The sequence below is a fragment of the Paenibacillus sp. FJAT-26967 genome, assembly GCF_001541095.1.
Lineage (GTDB): Bacteria > Bacillota > Bacilli > Paenibacillales > NBRC-103111 > Paenibacillus_F.
The window spans coordinates 25251-42394 of sequence record NZ_LMXH01000004.1 but is presented as its reverse complement, the minus strand read 5'-3'; the positions used below and the strand labels follow the sequence as shown (position 1 = coordinate 42394).

Annotated in this window: 17 protein-coding genes; 2 read left to right on the top strand and 15 right to left on the bottom strand. The window is 49.9% G+C overall.

The annotated features are described in order from the left end of the window. Positions 1–22 precede the first annotated feature (22 nt). The 14 genes from AR333_RS16640 to rpsF all read right to left on the bottom strand — a co-directional run bounded on the left by AR333_RS16640 (position 23) and on the right by rpsF (position 15012). Positions 23–1306: a YycH family regulatory protein gene (locus tag AR333_RS16640; RefSeq protein WP_068776513.1), complete on the bottom strand. Its 1284-nt coding sequence runs from the start codon at positions 1304–1306 to the stop codon at positions 23–25. After that, positions 1303–3159, bottom strand: a complete 1857-nt coding sequence (gene walK / locus AR333_RS16635; protein ID WP_068776512.1) for a cell wall metabolism sensor histidine kinase WalK — start codon at positions 3157–3159, stop codon at positions 1303–1305. The genes AR333_RS16640 and walK overlap by 4 nt, the downstream gene beginning before the upstream one ends. A gap of 1 nt (position 3160) precedes the next feature. Further along, a complete protein-coding gene (gene yycF, locus AR333_RS16630; RefSeq protein WP_068776511.1) occupies positions 3161–3895 on the bottom strand; it encodes a response regulator YycF in 735 nt (244 codons plus the stop codon). Between the two features lie 117 nt (positions 3896–4012). Further along, complete coding sequence (locus AR333_RS16625) at positions 4013–5530, bottom strand: M23 family metallopeptidase (protein WP_068776510.1); 1518 nt, start codon at positions 5528–5530, stop codon at positions 4013–4015. Positions 5531–5773: 243 nt separating this feature from the next. Then, positions 5774–6499 (bottom strand): hypothetical protein, encoded by a 726-nt coding sequence (locus AR333_RS16620; RefSeq protein ID WP_068776509.1) that lies wholly within the window; start codon positions 6497–6499, stop codon positions 5774–5776. A 330-nt stretch (positions 6500–6829) separates the two neighbouring features. After that, positions 6830–8116 carry an adenylosuccinate synthase gene (locus AR333_RS16615; RefSeq protein ID WP_068776508.1) on the bottom strand — a complete coding sequence of 429 codons (1287 nt, stop codon included), beginning with the start codon at positions 8114–8116 and terminating at the stop codon, positions 6830–6832. Between the two features lie 142 nt (positions 8117–8258). Beyond that, positions 8259–9614 (bottom strand): replicative DNA helicase, encoded by a 1356-nt coding sequence (dnaB, locus tag AR333_RS16610; protein ID WP_068776507.1) that lies wholly within the window; start codon positions 9612–9614, stop codon positions 8259–8261. 51 nt (positions 9615–9665) lie between these two features. After that, a complete protein-coding gene (gene rplI, locus AR333_RS16605) occupies positions 9666–10109 on the bottom strand; it encodes a 50S ribosomal protein L9 (protein WP_068776506.1) in 444 nt (147 codons plus the stop codon). Continuing rightward, positions 10106–12067 (bottom strand): DHH family phosphoesterase, encoded by a 1962-nt coding sequence (locus tag AR333_RS16600; protein ID WP_068776505.1) that lies wholly within the window; start codon positions 12065–12067, stop codon positions 10106–10108. Before AR333_RS16600 ends, rplI begins: the two co-directional genes overlap by 4 nt. 17 nt (positions 12068–12084) lie before the next feature. Then, a complete protein-coding gene (locus AR333_RS16595; protein WP_068776504.1) occupies positions 12085–13008 on the bottom strand; it encodes a DUF2232 domain-containing protein in 924 nt (307 codons plus the stop codon). A gap of 5 nt (positions 13009–13013) precedes the next feature. After that, complete coding sequence (locus tag AR333_RS16590; protein ID WP_068776503.1) at positions 13014–13325, bottom strand: MazG-like family protein; 312 nt, start codon at positions 13323–13325, stop codon at positions 13014–13016. 543 nt (positions 13326–13868) lie between these two features. Beyond that, positions 13869–14177: a 30S ribosomal protein S18 gene (gene rpsR, locus AR333_RS16585; RefSeq protein WP_068776502.1), complete on the bottom strand. Its 309-nt coding sequence runs from the start codon at positions 14175–14177 to the stop codon at positions 13869–13871. Between the two features lie 19 nt (positions 14178–14196). Beyond that, a complete protein-coding gene (gene ssb / locus AR333_RS16580) occupies positions 14197–14682 on the bottom strand; it encodes a single-stranded DNA-binding protein (RefSeq protein ID WP_068776501.1) in 486 nt (161 codons plus the stop codon). A gap of 42 nt (positions 14683–14724) precedes the next feature. Then, positions 14725–15012: a 30S ribosomal protein S6 gene (gene rpsF / locus AR333_RS16575; protein ID WP_068776500.1), complete on the bottom strand. Its 288-nt coding sequence runs from the start codon at positions 15010–15012 to the stop codon at positions 14725–14727. Positions 15013–15365: 353 nt separating this feature from the next. On the opposite strand from rpsF, the gene AR333_RS16570 reads away from it, so the two are divergent. Then, the gene (locus tag AR333_RS16570; protein WP_068776499.1) at positions 15366–15548 is read left to right on the top strand and encodes a YjzC family protein; all 183 of its coding nucleotides are present in this window, start codon (positions 15366–15368) and stop codon (positions 15546–15548) included. Between the two features lie 19 nt (positions 15549–15567). After that, a complete protein-coding gene (locus AR333_RS16565) occupies positions 15568–15843 on the top strand; it encodes a hypothetical protein (protein ID WP_068776498.1) in 276 nt (91 codons plus the stop codon). Positions 15844–16033: 190 nt separating this feature from the next. Here the strand turns inward: AR333_RS16565 and AR333_RS16560 are convergent, their stop codons facing one another. Next, positions 16034–17134, bottom strand: a complete 1101-nt coding sequence (locus AR333_RS16560; protein ID WP_068776497.1) for a hypothetical protein — start codon at positions 17132–17134, stop codon at positions 16034–16036. Between the last annotated feature and the right edge of the window lie 10 nt (positions 17135–17144).

The following is a 17144-nucleotide window of genomic DNA, read 5'->3' as shown; positions in this document are numbered from 1 at the left end:
CTTACTCCGGTCTTCCTACCCTTTAGTTAAAAAGCTCATAAGTTCCATCCCGGAACTCAATCGCCCACTGCGGAATCAGCTTAATCGTCTTCTCGCCCATAACCGGACGGTAAGCTGGAAATACATTGATGATATTGTAACGCTTGGGATGGTTCGTAATCCGCGTGTTCAGCGCTTCTCCACCCATTAACTCCGTGTTCTGCTTGCTTACGACTTTGGAATCCGCATAGACGACCGACCGTTCATAATTCGAGACAACGCCCTTTTGAAGCGTAATATGAATCGTTCCGAAGCCCTCTCTTTTATCCGCTATAATCGGAAAAGCATCATACACCTGCCGGAACGCGAATGTCTGGTTGGAATAGGAGTGCTGCTGCATCGGTTTGCTGATGGCATACTTCCCGTTCCAGCCGCCATGCTGATTAATAAAATGCAGACCCGCTTCCAAATTCTCGCTGATGTTATTCTTGCTGTCCGTTACCGCGAGTGCATCCGTATATTTCATCCAGCGTTCTTCCGTATTAATCTGAAGTCCGCGCTTGCCGTCTGTAAAAATCTGCGGGCCATCCTTGTTCTTCAAATTCCTCGTCAGCAAGGGATCGGCAAAAAGACTGCTTTTGAGCTGTTCCGTCTCAAACTCTTTGTAGCCGAACTCATAAGATAAGACGGGCATTGGCTTGGACGGCAGATAATAATCACCGGACATGACCTGGAAGAGATCATTCATAGCTCCCATCGCAGTAAAGTTTTCTACATCCTTCACTGTAAAATCAGCCCGCAGCACTTCATAAGCCGTATTCATCGAATCCGTGAAGAAATACGTGACCGCAGCCTGCTTGTCGCTGCTGGAATAAATCCACATCCGCGTAATCAGATCCGACTCTTCGGGCAGGCTTCCCTTAATGTTCAGATTCTTCTGGAGGATACTCAGCGCGATTCCATCACGGAACCGGAGCTCGACACCCTCCTGCTTGTCCCGTATATCTTCCCAACTGATCCGCTCCTGCGTCAGATTCACTTTGCGGAATCCTTCAATCTTACGGGACTTCACACTTTCAAAAATCGAAGCATATGCGGATGAATCCGGGAACAGAACCGTATGCCGCTGCTGCCCGAAGTGAAGCACGATCTGATCGGGAAATAACAGGTCTTCCAGCTCTGCTTTAGTTCCCTCCAGCACACTGGAAATATATTGGGAAGGAGGCAGCGGCTCATAATTAGGCGTGCTGTAGGCGAGCAGATAGCTCTGAAACAGACTGGCCAGAATAAGTACAGTCAAGATGACTGACTTCAGCTTCTCGATCATGAGACGCTCCCCCCCTCCGGATGAACCGGCAGAGTAAAAGTCACTCTTGTCCCCGTGCCGGGTTCAGATTCTAATGCAATCGTACCGCCATGGGCTTTTACTATTTCCCGGGCAATCGACAGACCGAGTCCGGTACCGCCCATATTCCGGGACCTGGCTTTGTCGACCCGGTAGAACCGGTCGAAAATCCGGGGCTGGTCCTTCTTCGGAATCCCGATCCCCGTGTCCTGCACCGTGATTTCGAGCAGATCCCCTTCGCCCTTGCGGGCGCAGATGGTAATCGCGCCTTCATCTTGCGTGTATTTAATCGCATTGGATACGAGATTATCGAGTACCTGGTCGATTTTGTCGCGGTCGACCGAAGCCGGACGAACGCCCGGCTCCACCTGGATGCGGATCCGGATACTCTTCTGCCGCAGCTGGAAGGAGAACCGGTCGGCTACTTCGTCCAGCATATCGGTAATGTCCGTCCGCTCCTTCGTGAGAAGCGCCTGCTTGGAATCCAGGCGCGACAAGTGAAGCAGATCCGTGACGAGGCGGATCATCCGCTCCGTCTCATTGCGCGTCACGCTCAGGAACCTCGGCGCGAGCTGCTTGTCCTCCAGCGCGCCGTCTTCGAGCGCTTCGAGATAGCTCTTGATCGTCGTCAGCGGCGTGCGCAGCTCGTGCGATACGTTCGCGACGAACTCCCGGCGCGACTGCTCGAGCTTCTCCTGCTCGGTTACGTCCTGCAGCACCGCGATGATGCCGGTAATGCCGCTGACGACATCGCCACGGCGGTGAATCGTGGTGAACGTCACACGAACCGTCTGCGGCTCTTCCACATCCGGAAGAGGGACATCGATCAGTGTCGTGTTCCGTGTGCCGTGGACGTACAAGTCGATTTCATGCCTGGTCAGTCCGAGGAGCTCGGATATATGGCGTTCCAGCGTCTTCTCCTCGTCCACCTGAAGAATCTGCATCGCACGCCGGTTCATCAGAATAACCTGACCGGTGTCGTCCGTTGCGATGACCCCGTCATTCATATTCGTCAGGACCGAAGCCAGCTTTTCTTTCTCTTCCTCATTGATGGATAAGGCTTCCTTGAGCCGATTCATCATGAAGTTGAACGTATGCCCGAGCTGGCTGATCTCATCTTTGCCGTATACCGTCACGCTCCGGTCGAAGTTCCCCTCGGCCGCAGCCGTCGCCTGCTGGGTAATTTCCTTGATCGGCTTCGTAATGGTCCCGGATAGGATAACACCCAGTCCCGCCGTAAAAGCCAAGGCGATCAAAGTCGCCACAATCAGAATCCGGTTGATGCTCGACATCGTCTTATACAAGTCTTCCATCGAAGACACGATATACACGGCGCCAAGAGTTCTCACGCCGCTGCCGATAGGCTTGGCCGTAGCGAACTTCCGGGTGTTATCGACGTCCGTGAACATCCGGTCGTTATTCGGAATGCCCTGCAGCGCCCGGGTCACTTCCGTCTTGGTCGTCTTCTGATTGACGATCTGCTTATTCGCCTCCAGCGAGGTGCTGAGCACCACGCCTCCGGCATCTATAATTTGAATCTCCGTATTGCCCGGAGCAAACAAGCTGTTTACGAAATACGTCAGCTCCTCCGACAAATTCTTGGAGTCGCTGTTCTTGGATTCACTGTTCTTGGACTCGTTCAAGTAGTTGTTCTCGACCATCGTGGCGATCAGCATCGCCTGCTTGTTAATCGAGTCCCGGAATTCATTCTTATAATGGCTGTCCAGCGTCTGGTAGAAGTACGCCGCAATGAGCTGCATCGCAATCAGGATCAGCAGCACATAAATAATAATCAGCTTGGCCTGGACCGATTGAAAAAAACGGATCCCCTTCATATCAGAAGCCTCCGTATTTGGTTCCCCGCATCATATAGCCGAGGCCGCGCCGGGTCACGATGTATTCCGGCTTGCTCGGGTCTGTCTCCAGCTTCTCGCGCAGCCGGCGGATCGTCACATCGACCGTACGGACATCGCCGTAGTAGTCATAGCCCCATACCGCCTGCAGCAGGTGCTCGCGCGTCATCACTTTGCCGGGGTGCTTGGCCATGTAATGAATCAGCTCGAACTCCCGGTGCGTGAGATCCAGCGGCTCGTTATCCCGGTAGACGACATACATGTCGCTATCGATAAACAGGCTGTGCAGGCGGATGCCATTCGCTTCCTGCGGTTCCGGCTCTGCCGGCCCGGCTCCGGATGATTTGCTCTGACGGCGCAGATGCGCCTTGACGCGGGCAAGCAGCTCCCGGTTGCCGAAAGGCTTCGTCACATAATCGTCGGCGCCCATTTCGAGTCCCAGCACCTTATCCAGCTCCGTGTCCTTCGCCGTCAGCATAATAATCGGCGTGTTCAGCTTCGCCCGGATCTCCCGGCACACGTCCATGCCGTCTTTGACAGGCAGCATGAGATCGAGCAGAATCAGATCGGGGCGTTCCAAGAACGCCAGCTCGACGGCCGTGCCGCCGTCATGGGCGCAGATGACCTGGTAGCCCTCTTTTTCCAAATTAAACTTGAGTATATCCGCAATCGGTTGTTCGTCGTCGACGACGAGAATTTTACCATTTGTGCCGAACATGACCTTTATCACCTGTCCTTCACCTAAGAGACCATACCCTTTTATTGTAACATACCTCTAAGCAAAAAGAGACACAGCCTCCCTTGCGGGAAGCGGTATCTCTCTGTTAAAAATGCCCTAGTGATTCAAATATTTAAGCGGGTTTTCCAGGCCGCCGTTCTTGTGGATTTCAAAATGGAGATGGACCCCGGTCGAATCGCCGGTACTGCCCATTACCCCGATTTGCTCACCTTTCTCGACGATCGTTCCCGCAGTGGTTTCGATTTTACTCATGTGCGCGTACATCGTTTCGTACCCGTTCATATGGTTTATAAGTACATAATAGCCGTAATCGGATTTATAACCCGCTGATACTACTTTTCCGTTATCCGCCGCCACGATGGCGCGGTTCCCTACTATATCGAGTCCCTTGTGAAGCTTGTTCCAGCGTGTGCCGAAGGTGCTGGTAATGGAATGCGACACGACCGGCCATGCGAAGCTTCCGGTTCCTTCCCCGAGAATAACCTTGGTTCCTTTTTTCACCTTAGCCGGTACGGGCTTCTCGACCATTTCTTCCCCGATAATTTTCTCATCCACCAGTTGGCCGTTCACCTTAGTCAGTTCATACGTAACTTGTTTAAGTCCATTTTTACCCGGGGAGATTGTCTCGACAATCCCTTCTTTGACCGTATCATCGGTAATGACCTCGGTCTCATACTGGACATCTTGATTCTCTACCATTTTCTCCACGGTCTTAACCGAGAGGGCCGGCTTGATCACAGTCAGATCGAGTACATCGCCTTCACGAATCTGATCATCTACAATCCAAGGGTTCTTGTCATAAATGACTTGCTTGGGCACGCTCAGCTTCTCGGCAATACAAGAAACGCAATCACCTGGAAGCACGGTATATTTAGTCGGCTCTACGCCGCCTGTCTTAATCTTCGCGATCAGCTCATCCGGTTTAACGACATCCTGAGGCTGGATTCCCAGCGCATCGCTCGTCTCCACCTTCTGCACGAACTCTACCTTCTCGACCGTCGTCGAAGCCGGCTTGACCGTATCTGCGGATAATACAGCCACCTGACTGCTATCCTTCGCTTTCTGCTCATAAGGCTTCTTGATTTCGGCCAGGACTTTGTCCGCTGTCGCCTGATCTTTTACAATCGCGAATGTCTTGCCTTCAATGACCAGCTCAACACCGCTTGCAACGGGCTTCAGCTTCTCGTCCAGGAGCGCAAGCACCTTGCTGTCATCCGGCTTCTGGCGAAAAGCTCTCTCCGGCTCTGACTGCTCTAGTTCGGGTAGGATCATATGTACGTCCGGATACTGCTTGGCGAGCTTCTGCTCACGGTCTGCCGTATATTCCTTCAGGACTTCCGGGCTGCTCACATAACCGAGCGTTTCCTGCCCGACTTTGACCGGATAAATATCTGCGAGATTCGCTTCAACGTAGTCCTGGCCGGTTATCGACAAAGTACCGATCAATGCGATTGAACTTATGCTATATAGGAAGAACCATTTACCTCGTCCGGGTGCAGCGCTATCCTTCAGGACGGACGTCGGTTCTGCTTGTTTACTGGTCAAGCTTTGCCATTGGGCTTTACTTTGTTTCCAAAGCTTCCGGGCCCAATCTATTCCCTTAGAACCTCTCATAATCTTCTCCTTGTCCGCTTTGTTCTGTACGATGCGGCGAATACCCCTTAAACTCGTTTAAGGAGTCTCAAACTCTATCACCGTATAAACTCCCCTAATAATTTAACACAACCCGTCCCGACTTTTCAAGAAAAGTATAGGTTGCCACTATTAGGAATGACGCGGACAAGACAGATAAACCGTGCAGGAAAGGGGGTTTAGAAGCCATCAGGCAAACAATGGATTCCTTACCTCAGCCCGCTCTTAACTTCCATATTTCTTCAAAATCACGGAAAGCTGCTCGTATTCTTCCTTACTTAAATACTGCTTCATCTTGCCGTCTACTTCCTTCAACTCTTCAGCCGTAATGCCGTCTTCCACCAGCTTGGATAGCTTCTGAACTTCTTCGGAAGGCAGCTTCGCGATCAGGATAGAGAAGATCTTCTGCTTGTCAGTACTGGTTAGGGAATCCTTCTTCTTGGAAAAGTCCTCCGTCGAGACGACGACGTCCTTCTTGTCCGATTCCGTCCCGCCGCTAGGGGGCTCCCCTGACTTCAGCTCACCCATTACCGCCACTGCATCGGGCATTCCCGTAGGCTGCGGCGATACGCCTCCCTGTACGGGTGAAGCGGACGGCTGCTGGCCGGGAGCTCCAGTCCCCCCGCTTACACTGCCGGATGTACTCTGCGAGGCGCCTGTCGGGGTAGGGCTCGGAGCCGGTGATGGCGAAGGCGAGCCCGCGGCAATCCGTTCCACACGCTCATTGACGGATGCGCCCGCATTCGCGCCCGGTTTGCCCAGTCCTATCTGTTCCCCCAGTTTACCTACAATTTGCGGGAAGCCGATCTTAGCTCCAATCGGAGGCAGCTGAAAATGCTTCAGTACCTCGTCTACCATTGTTGTTACCACTACATACGTCGTAAATATGGACAAAAAGGACATCAGTACGGCACCCGCTGCCCACTTGCTCAACACACCTATCCATTTCATCTTCATCCACCGCCTTGTTGCTTCTAGTTTCGTCTCTCTCTATGAACCAGTATGGACGAATTAGCGGCAAATCAATCGAGTGGTGTCAAAAAATAAGAGGCTGGAGGATGGAAAACAACCTGGGGACTAGTGAGTTACTTATTGGCGTAGATTCCTTGGGGCTTAAAAATACAAGGTTTGAAAGCCGCTATCCCCCATCTTCAACTTCTTAAAGTTCTTTAAATTCTGTAACTTCCAACCAACCCACAGCCTTCTCTTATACACGCAAAAAAAGCCTCCCGCCACGCCGTTAACAACGGCATTGGGGGAGACTTGGCTTTAATTCGAATCTTAAGCGTAAACGGGACGAATCAAGTTCGTTTGCTCACGGTTGCGTCCGACCGAGAAGATCGCGATTGGAATGCCCGTCAGCTCCGAGACACGCTCGAGGTAGTTGCGCGCATTGTCCGGCAGGTCACTCAGTGTCTTCGCATTGGAGACATCTTCGCTCCAGCCCGGCAGCTCTTCGTACACCGCTTCACACTCCGCAAGCACGTTCAGGCTTGCAGGATAGTGCTCGATAACCTCGCCTTTGTACTTATAGCCCGTACAAATCTTGACGGTCTCAAGGCCTGTCAGCACGTCGATTGAGTTCAGGGACAGGCCAGTGATTCCGCTGACGCGGCGCGCATGACGGATCACGACGCTATCGAACCAGCCGACGCGGCGCGGACGTCCTGTTACGGTGCCGTACTCGTGGCCCGTCTCGCGGATCATGTCGCCGATCTCGTCCTTCAGCTCGGTCGGGAAAGGTCCGTCGCCGACACGGGTCGTGTAGGCTTTGGCTACTCCGATGATCTGGTTGATCTTCGTCGGCCCTACGCCGGAACCGTTACATACACCGCCGGCAGTCGGGTTCGAAGACGTAACGAACGGATACGTACCTTGGTCGATGTCGAGCATAACGCCTTGTGCGCCTTCGAACAGCACGCGTTTGCCTTCGTCAATCGCATCGTTGAGCACAACCGAAGTATCCGTTACGAATACACGCAGCTGCTCTGCATAGCCCAGGTATTCGGCAAGAATCGCGTCTGCATCCACGCCTTCATGTCCGTATACTTGCTTGAGCAGCGTATTCTTGTCTTTGACGATTTGACGCAGCTTAAGCTCGAACTCGGATGCATCCATCAAATCCGCGATGCGGATACCGTTGCGGGCTGCTTTGTCTACGTAGCAAGGGCCGATGCCTTTGCGTGTCGTTCCGATTTTGTTATCGCCTTTGCTGTCTTCCTCAAGCTGATCCAGAAGAAGGTGATAAGGCATAATAACGTGAGCACGGTCGCTTATTTTTAAATTATCTGCAGAAAATCCGTTATCGCGAATATACTGAATCTCTTCCACAAGCGCAGCCGGATTAAGGACCATGCCGTTTCCGATGACACAAACTTTATTATGATTGAAAATACCGGACGGTATCATCGTCAGCTTGTACTTCTTGCCTTCGATCAGAATGGTGTGGCCGGCATTGTTGCCGCCTTGGTAGCGGGCGACCACTTCCGCGGACTCCGCTAAATAGTCCGTGATTTTCCCTTTCCCTTCGTCTCCCCATTGGGTTCCGACTACAACCACTGTTGACATTCTGTATTACCTCCGTAAAGTGACTCTCGTCACATCATTTTGCTGCTTTTTAGCATACTGCTTTAGTGTAGCAGTCAGAAGTAGCAAAGTCAAACAAAACGCGAACAATCATACTGAGTACAGTATGATTGTTCGGATATTGTCAACCTGCAGGAAGCTCCTGATGGGCTCTGTCCATATTGACGAATTTATTAAAGTTTTTGAGGAACGCGAGTTCCACTGTACCTACGGGACCGTTACGCTGCTTGGCGATAATGATCTCGATGATGTTCTTCTTCTCCGATTCCTTGTCATAGTAATCATCCCTGTACAGGAAAGCTACGATATCGGCATCTTGCTCAATGGAACCGGATTCCCTAAGGTCAGACATCATCGGGCGTTTATCCTGCCGCTGCTCGACACCCCGGCTGAGCTGGGAGAGTGCGATAACCGGCACATTCAGCTCACGGGCAATCTGCTTCAGCGTACGGGAGATCTCGGATACTTCCTGCTGCCGGTTGTCGCCTTTGCCGCGGCCCTGAATGAGCTGCAGGTAGTCGATCAGGATCATCCCGAGTCCCCGCTCCTGCTTCAGCCTCCGGCACTTCGCGCGGATATCGGTTACGGTGACCGAAGGGGAATCATCGATATAGATGTCCGCTTCGGACAGCGAGCCTATCGCCATCGTCAGCTTCTCCCAATCGTCCCCTTCGAGGAAACCGGACCTCATCCGGGTTGCATCCACATTCGCCTCCGCACAGATCATCCGCTGGACGAGCTGGGCTGCACCCATCTCCAGGGAGAAGATCGCGACGGTTTCCTTGGCCCGCACGCCCACATTCTGCGCAATATTCAGCGCAAAAGCGGTCTTACCGACAGAAGGACGGGCCGCCACGATAATCAAATCCGAACGCTGGAAGCCGGATGTCATCTTGTCGAGGTCGTTAAACCCCGAAGGAATTCCGGTTGATCCCCCTTTATGCGAATACAGGAACTCCACCCGCTCGAAGACGTCCATCAAGACGTCCCGGATGGAGATAAAGCCGTTCGAATTACGCCGCTGCGAAATCTCCAGAATGCGGGATTCCGCATCGCTGAGCATGAGGCCGACATCCTCTGCACTTGCGTAGCCGTCTGACACGATCTGTGTCGCCGTCCGGATCAGCCTCCGGAGCATTGACTTCTCTTCTACGATAGCTGCATAGTAATCGATGTTGGCGGCCGTCGGGACGGCATTGGCGAGTTCGGACAAATAAGCGACCCCGCCAATCTCTTCGAGCAGCTGCTTGTTCTGCAGCCTCGCCGTCAGCGTCACGAGATCGACCGGCTCGTCTTCCTCCGCCAATTCGATCATCGATTCGAAAATACGCTGGTGTGACGACCGGTAGAAATCGTCAGGCCCCATCCGCTCCATCGCGGTAATCAGTGAATCGCTATCCAACAGGATCGCGCCAAGAACCGCTTGTTCAGCTTCGATATTTTGCGGCGGAACACGATCCATGAACAATTCTTGGTTCATGTTCTTTCACCTGTTCTTCCGTTCATATTTTCTTGCTGCCGGAGCACGATCTTACTCTTCCGAAACTTGAACACTGATTGTCGCAGTCACTTCGGTGTGCAGTTTTACAGGAACCTTGGTAACGCCAAGAGTACGGATAGGATCGCTCAGGACGATTTTACGCTTATCGATCTTGTAGCCCAGTTTCTCAAGCTGCTCCGCGATTTGCTTGCTCGTAATGGCTCCGAACAGACGGCCGCCTTCTCCGGATTTCGTACGAATGGTTACCGTTGTTTCGTTCAGCTTGGCACCGAGTGCTTCGGCTTCCTGTTTTTCTTGCTCTTTGCGCTTCTGCTCCGCCTTATTCTGCTGATCAACCTTCTTTACCGCAGAATCCGTACCGGCCGCAGCCAAACCTCTCGGGATCAGGAAGTTTGTTGCGTAACCTTCCGAAACCTCTTTGATTTCACCTTTTTTACCTTGTCCTTTAACGTCTTTCAGAAATACGACTTTCATTCGAAAAGCCCCTCCTCTTGCTCTATCTCTTCTAATATTTGTTTCAGCTTCAGAGCCGCTTCCTGCGGACTTATTTCAAGCTGAGTCGCTGCGTTCGTTAAATGCCCGCCGCCTCCCATACGCTCCATGACAAGCTGTACATTCATAGAACCTAGAGAACGCGCGCTGATGCCGGTTAATCCGTCAGGTCTTACACAGATGACGAAGGATGCAAATACACCCGTCATATTTAATAAGGTATCAGCCACCTGAGCAATCATCAACTGAGAATATTTGTGATCTGCCTCGCCAACGGCCAAAGCCACGTGCTCATAGAGCATTTCCGTATGCTTCATGATCGTAGCCTTCTCAATATAAGCTTCCAAATCTTCCTTCAGCATCTTCTGGATGATAGTCGGATCCGCCCCGTTGCGGCGCAGGAAAGATGCCGCCTCGAAGGTCCTTGAACCGGTCCGCAGGCTGAACTGCTTCGTATCCACGACAATGCCGGCCAGCAGGACGGTCGCTTCAAGGACATCAAGCGAAATCTTGTCGTTGAAATACTGCAGCAGCTCCGTCACCAGCTCGCATGTGGAGGAAGCGTACGGTTCCATGTATACGAGCGTCGCATCGTGGAAGAACTCCTCGCTGCGCCGGTGGTGATCGACCACCATAATCCGGTGAGTCAGGTTAAACAGCTTCGGCTCCGCCACCATAGAAGCGCGGTGGGTATCCAGCACGACCGCCAGCGTCCGCTGGGTCGTGATCTGCATCGCCTGAGCCGGTGTAATGAACCACCGGTTCAGCTTCTCGTCCTCGGCAATCATCGCCATCAGCTTCTCAATCGAAGGATTGACGCCCTCGAGGACGATGTAGCCTTCTTTGTTGCTGAGCTGGACCGCCTTCAGCACGCCGATCGCAGCGCCGATAGAGTCCATATCCGGGAAGCGGTGCCCCATGATTACGATCTTATCGCTTTCCTTAATGAGCTCTCTCAGCGCGTGAGAGATAACCCTTGCGCGGACCCGTGTGCGCTTCTCTACCGCGTTGGTACGGCCTCCATAGAACGAAATACGCTGTCCGGCCTTAACCGTCACCTGGTCGCCGCCGCGGCCCAGAGACATGTCCAGGCTCGTCTGGGCTACACGTCCAAGCTCTTCCAGATCCTCAATACCGGAGGAGACCCCGATACTGACCGTGAGAGGCAGCTTGTATTCCATCGTGAGGTCCCTTACTTCGTCCAGAATATCGAAGCGGTTCTGCTCCAGCTTACTGAGTGACTTCTGATTCATCAGAATCAGGAAGCGGTCGGATGCGGTCCTGCGCAGATAGATCTCATTGCGGTGGGCCCACTCCGTAATCTCGCCCGTTACCCGCGCCAGCATAATACTGCGCGTCTGATCGTCCATTCCCTGCGTTACTTCATCCAGGTTATCCATTAAGACGATACCTATGGCAATTTTGCTTTCTTCGTGCTTGTGGAGCAGCTGGTTGTAGTCAGTAATGTCAAGAATGTACAGTAACCGCTCTTCGGACTGGTGAAAGAATTTGTAGACCCTTCCGTCATGCTCTACTTCACACGATTCTTCCTTTTCTTTACCCTGCTTCCAGGACGGGAAGATTTCTTCCAGAGAATCTCCGATTACCGATTCCTTCTCAGCTAATTTAGCCACGAAAGGATTATGCCACTCGATTTCTTTGTCTTCATTATATAGAACCATCCCGATTGGCAGCTCGGAGATCACATCTCCCGCTGCTTTTTTGACCCGGTGGGTGATGGTTCCTAAATATGCATTTAAATCATGGCGAAAGGCACTTTCCGCTTTCCAGGAAAAATACAGGATGGAACCTGATGCAAGTAAAGCGGCTATCCCTAACACCCATTCATATAAAAACAGCACAATCGTTAATGCGCCGAGCAGCGCAAAAGTCCATACCATGTGTTGTCCATGCCAACGTTTCGACAGGAATTTCGGCATTTGTTCTCCCCTGACCCTTAACTAGATTTGAAGAACCTTTCCCGGAGGGGAAAAGCTACATCGAACACGCCGAGCAAACTGTACAATACCAGAAGAACAGGCATAAATAGGATCAGAGCGATCGTGCCGACAACCGGTAGAAGTTTACCCCAGCCTTTATGATGGGCCATGAACGCAAGGAATGAGATCGCCTGCGCAGCGAAAGCGAACATTAACAAGGGCATTATATTTACTAGAAGCGTAGACATTAAAGAGTCAGCCGAGAATTGAAATAACATTCCTCCAATAAACGCAAGCAGATAGAGCCATACGAAGGATCTCGAAAGCCTCCACTCCCGTACAGGCGGCATGCCAGGAATATTCTCACCGGTCCGGTTCAGAATCCAGCGTCCGACGATATGCGTAATACCTACAAAAAACAATGAAAAAACGATCATATAAAGCGGTATAACCTGAACCAGAAAATCTCCTAAAATTTCTGGGTCGCTTACGTTAGGCATTACATCTGCCAAGGCCGACTGCATGTTGTCCATGGACTCAATCATCAAAGACTTGAATTTGGCAATAAAATTCAGCTTGAAGATGAACCCGATTACAAGCGTAAGGAGCAGCTGCGCCAGGAATGTCAGCGTTCCGTAGGTTAATACCGTTCTCGCGGGAGCTTTCCTTTTATAAAGCATTCCTATGACAATGACCGGCGGAAGCAGGAATAACGAAATGGCGAGCACCACGAAACCTGTCCAGCCGAGCAGCAGATTTACGATCAGCAGACAACCGACATAGAAAGCCGTAAATCGTTTGGCATCCAGCTTCACGAACAGGATCAGCACCGGAATCATGAGAAAGCTGAACGTAAATAATAAATACGGAGTCATAAAAGACAGCAGGAAAAGTACATACAGCAGACTCCAGCCGATGAACTGCCAGTTTTGCTTTTTCAACGCGTTCACCTCTTACGAAGATGATCTTCCAGAGCCGAGATATCGCCATACCAATCCTCGAGCTGGTGACCTTCTTCTCTATGCTTTTTCATTTTATCCATGATCGCTTCATCTAAACTTCGAAAAGAGACTCCAAGCCGTCTGCCAAGTATATACACGCATGAAATCAGACTGGCAAGGCTGTCGATGATTTTGGCTTGCTTGCCTTCCCATATGCCCTTTAATAAGTGCGCCACCTGATCCACGACTTCGGTTTTGAGCCATTCAATGACCTTGACCCGCTTGGCGAGATCAACCTCTCTTTCCTTATTGGACAATGCCCGCTCCTCCCCTTATCCCCATAAAGGCTTTATATTCAATTATACCATAAAAGTGCCCTCGCTGTGTTTACCCGGACACTCCAATTCCGTGCTTCCGTGCTTCTATTTTCCTTTAGAAAACGCTGTTTTACTAGAAACCGATCTCCGTTGTTGCTCGCTCTGGAGATTGCCTCTCCCTCATTATGAAGAAACCAGCCGTCGCAATTTACTTCCCAAATATAGCGCTCCGCATTTTACTTGCTCAACTCCGCAACGTTCATCCCCTTCTGTTTATAACTTTGTAGATAATCCTGGTGATTCATTTATCCACATGTGTATAACTTTATCCAGGGAGTTATCCTGCGAGTTCTCCACATATCCCCCTGCCGCTTCTCTTCATTGTAGTAAAGTTCCTGTGGACTGTCTAATCTTCCCATCTATCCACAATTCTTCTCCTACCAACACTTACTTGTTTTAGGCCTTTCTTTAGAGGCCTCGCTCTTTTATTTATGCGCATAAAAAAAGACAGCCGGTTTCCCGGCTGTCTTCTCTTTATACGAACTACTCCGTAGTGTAAGGCAGCAATGCAATTGTGCGTGAACGCTTGATTGCAGTTGTCAGCATACGCTGGTACTTCGCGGAAGTACCTGTCACACGACGAGGCAGAATTTTGCCTCTTTCGGAGATAAATTTCTTCAGCGTATCGATATCTTTGTAATCGATGTGAGTGATCTTGTTTGCTGTGAAGTAGCAAACTTTACGGCGCTTACCGCCTTTACCGCGGCGTGGAGTGAATTTACGCTCCGAACGCTCTGGACGATCACCGCCTTCCGATCTTTGCGGACGGCTGTTTGTTTGTTGTTCGCTCATTGAAGTCAGTCCTTTCTACTTAGAATGGCAAATCATCATCGGATATATCGATCGGTTTCCCGTCGTCGAGGAACGGATCCTGCTGTTGGTCCCGAGTATTCCGGCTGCTGTTGCTATTACCTCCGCCGCTATATCCATTGCCCGAACCGCCGGAGTATGAACCCTCTTCACGGTTGCCGGAATTAGATGATTCCAGAAAACGTACATTGTCGGCAATAATTTCAGTCACGTAAACTTTACGCCCCTCATTATTGTCGTAAGAGCGTACCTGGATGCGTCCTTCCACAGCCGTCAAACGGCCTTTGCGTAGATAGTTGGCGCAAGTTTCCGCAAGCTGCCGCCAAGTTACAACAGGTATGAAATCGGCTTCCCGTTCCTTCGATTGCGAACTCACGAACGGCCGATCCACCGCTAAGGTAAATTGGGTTACAGCCACACCTGCTGGTGTGTACCGCAGCTCAGGGTCTCTAGTCAGTCTGCCGATAAGAATTACACGGTTTAACAACTTTCATCCCTCCGATGCTTCCTTACTTACACGTCTGTCTGATTAAGCTACGTCTTTAACGATCAGGTAACGCATGATTTCGTCGGAAATCTTCATTACACGATCAAGCTCTGCTACAACTGCAGGTTCTGCGTTGAAATGTACGAGTACATAGTGTCCATCACGGAACTTGTTGATCTCATACGCAAGGCGACGTTTACCCATCAGGTCGTGCTTCGTAATTTCGCCACCACCGTTGGTGATAATGCCTTGGAACTTCTCTACAGTAGACTGAACTTGTTCTTGTTCGATGTCTGTACGAATAATGTACATTACTTCGTATTTGCGCATGCTTGTCACCTCCTTTTGGACTAAGCGGCTCCTAATTCTGATTAGGAGCAAGGACGAGAATCATTTTAAAACACAAAACTCGCACCTAAATACTATAGCAGATAGCCCATCCCATTACAAGTAAAGTAAACCTGAGTTTAAAATATTCTGCATAAAATGTGCGCTTAAGGAGCATTCCCGGTTGCATCGTCTTCTATTCCTTCCCTTGTCCCCCCTACATTTCCGCATAATTACACCATAGAAGAAGCCGTTCACCCCGCCCCGTAACATGTTTTTTCAATTACATGAGTCGCACATTCTTTGGACAGGATCGGACATACTAACAGCACTAAACACTTGGGGAGGTGAATCGGATGGGTGAAAAATCACAGTTTGTACCGGGTGACACAGCGCCTAATGACGGCCGCTACATCGAGATCGGTGAGAATGCCTTCCATATGGGCATTAACAACCCTCAGATCGTCCACTTGAAAAAGGGGGATTCATTTCCCGACACACAAAACCACAACCGCAAATGGAAGCGGCTGTATCATTAGCAAAGGGGCTTCGACCGGCATGAAATCACTGGCCTTCACCTTCTATTTCACTGTCTTTGGAGTCGTTCTCTGCCTCATTCATTATTACGGGCATAATCTGGATTCGCTGTACCTGCTCTTTTATTCACTCAGCGTGCCCGCCTGGATTGCTCCCATGGTTACGGATGTATACGAGATATCCATGGGTAAAATGATGATCATATACCTGCTGACGATAGCTTCATGGGGGGCCATCGGGTACGTGATCGACCGCTTGTCCTTCGTCCGCAAGAACCGCAAGCGTGAATCTGCATAAGATTGGTATTGTATTCCCTATACATGAATGCGGTTCGACTATGGGAAACCCCCGCGCATTTTATATGTACCCAAAAAATATCCCCTAGCTTGCGAGGGGATATTTTCTCATCCGGTTTTATGACGGAATTATGACATTCTAAAACACCTTGGAGACCGGCACAGTCCCCAAGGTGGTACAACTTGATTGTTTATTTTTTGGGGTCATAAAGATTATTCAACCAATGAACTCCTGTCGGTCTATCCCCATTCTTATCTTCGATTTCGATTACGTCCACCGTACTATGATTCCATATTTTAATTAAGTCCCCAACCTTGGCCGTACCCTCTAGTTCCGTTATCGTAAAACTAGTGGATACAAATTTATTCGATTCCAGCAAAGACATAGGTTCCAGACTGGTATCGAACCAGCTTATAGTCAATTCCTCTTTATTATTTTTTATCCCGGCTGCATAGATTTGTGAAATCTTAAGGTTATTTTCTTCTACAATCTTATTAATGTAGGTGCTAGTAATAAACTTAGACTTGTCGAAAGTAATTGCGAATTGTACTTCTGTAGAATCGGGCGTAAAAATTAATTTTTTATCGGCTTCCTGCTTAAATTCAATTAATTTAGTTCTGGAATCAATAAGCGAATAACTCTTCACCTTAGTCGCTTTAGTATCTTTTGAATACTGCCTAAAAGCACTGTCAAAATCCTTTGGAAGATATAGACGTTCATATTTTTTTTCAAGTATGGCCGCTTCCTTTAAAGAAACCTTCGAAATTAAGTCAGAAGTTTTAGGAATGTCATTCATGGTTCCATTCGGTTGTGCAAACCTTTGCTGCGTAATCAAAGAAACACTAGGGTTACTGTCAAACATATTCAGCCAAGTTGTATTAAAATAATAAGATTTATCTTTCACGAGATCTGAAGTTTTCAACACGGACAGTTGTATTTCTTCCCCGATACCGTATTGTGCATCTTTCCTCGTAAATTTCGCTCCCGGCATATTTGTAACCATTAATTTCGATCTTAAGTCATCTTGGTCCGCTTGGTAAGTAAAAGATGGAATAAATTGCGGATCCACTCTGTTATCTTGAAGTTTGGCGAGTTGATCAGCACTCCACTGAACATCAGTATTAGTGAACAGAATCTTATCTTCAATTTTGGCCGCTTCTAAACCAGTTTTGCTTGGAAAGTCCCAGTTAGAAGTATCTTTGTTGGTAAAAGAACTCCCAGCAGCCATTACCTGACTACCTATAAATATAGTCGTAATAACAAGAGATACGGCTAGTTTAAACTTTTTCATTGTAATCCAC

What these genes read in the sequence shown, in the direction of transcription:
- rpsR (WP_068776502.1), bottom strand. Translation starts at nt 14,177, where the DNA reads ATGAGCGAACAACAAACAAACAGCCGTCCGCAAAGATCGGAAGGCGGT.
- AR333_RS16560 (WP_068776497.1), bottom strand. Translation starts at nt 17,134, where the DNA reads ATGAAAAAGTTTAAACTAGCCGTATCTCTTGTTATTACGACTATATTT.
- AR333_RS16615 (WP_068776508.1), bottom strand. Translation starts at nt 8,116, where the DNA reads ATGTCAACAGTGGTTGTAGTCGGAACCCAATGGGGAGACGAAGGGAAA.
- yycF (WP_068776511.1), bottom strand. Translation starts at nt 3,895, where the DNA reads ATGTTCGGCACAAATGGTAAAATTCTCGTCGTCGACGACGAACAACCG.
- walK (WP_068776512.1), bottom strand. Translation starts at nt 3,159, where the DNA reads ATGAAGGGGATCCGTTTTTTTCAATCGGTCCAGGCCAAGCTGATTATT.
- AR333_RS16620 (WP_068776509.1), bottom strand. Translation starts at nt 6,499, where the DNA reads ATGAAATGGATAGGTGTGTTGAGCAAGTGGGCAGCGGGTGCCGTACTG.
- AR333_RS16600 (WP_068776505.1), bottom strand. Translation starts at nt 12,067, where the DNA reads ATGCCGAAATTCCTGTCGAAACGTTGGCATGGACAACACATGGTATGG.
- AR333_RS16640 (WP_068776513.1), bottom strand. Translation starts at nt 1,306, where the DNA reads ATGATCGAGAAGCTGAAGTCAGTCATCTTGACTGTACTTATTCTGGCC.
- rpsF (WP_068776500.1), bottom strand. Translation starts at nt 15,012, where the DNA reads ATGCGCAAATACGAAGTAATGTACATTATTCGTACAGACATCGAACAA.
- AR333_RS16570 (WP_068776499.1), top strand. Translation starts at nt 15,366, where the DNA reads ATGGGTGAAAAATCACAGTTTGTACCGGGTGACACAGCGCCTAATGAC.
- AR333_RS16565 (WP_068776498.1), top strand. Translation starts at nt 15,568, where the DNA reads ATGAAATCACTGGCCTTCACCTTCTATTTCACTGTCTTTGGAGTCGTT.
- AR333_RS16625 (WP_068776510.1), bottom strand. Translation starts at nt 5,530, where the DNA reads ATGAGAGGTTCTAAGGGAATAGATTGGGCCCGGAAGCTTTGGAAACAA.
- dnaB (WP_068776507.1), bottom strand. Translation starts at nt 9,614, where the DNA reads ATGAACCAAGAATTGTTCATGGATCGTGTTCCGCCGCAAAATATCGAA.
- rplI (WP_068776506.1), bottom strand. Translation starts at nt 10,109, where the DNA reads ATGAAAGTCGTATTTCTGAAAGACGTTAAAGGACAAGGTAAAAAAGGT.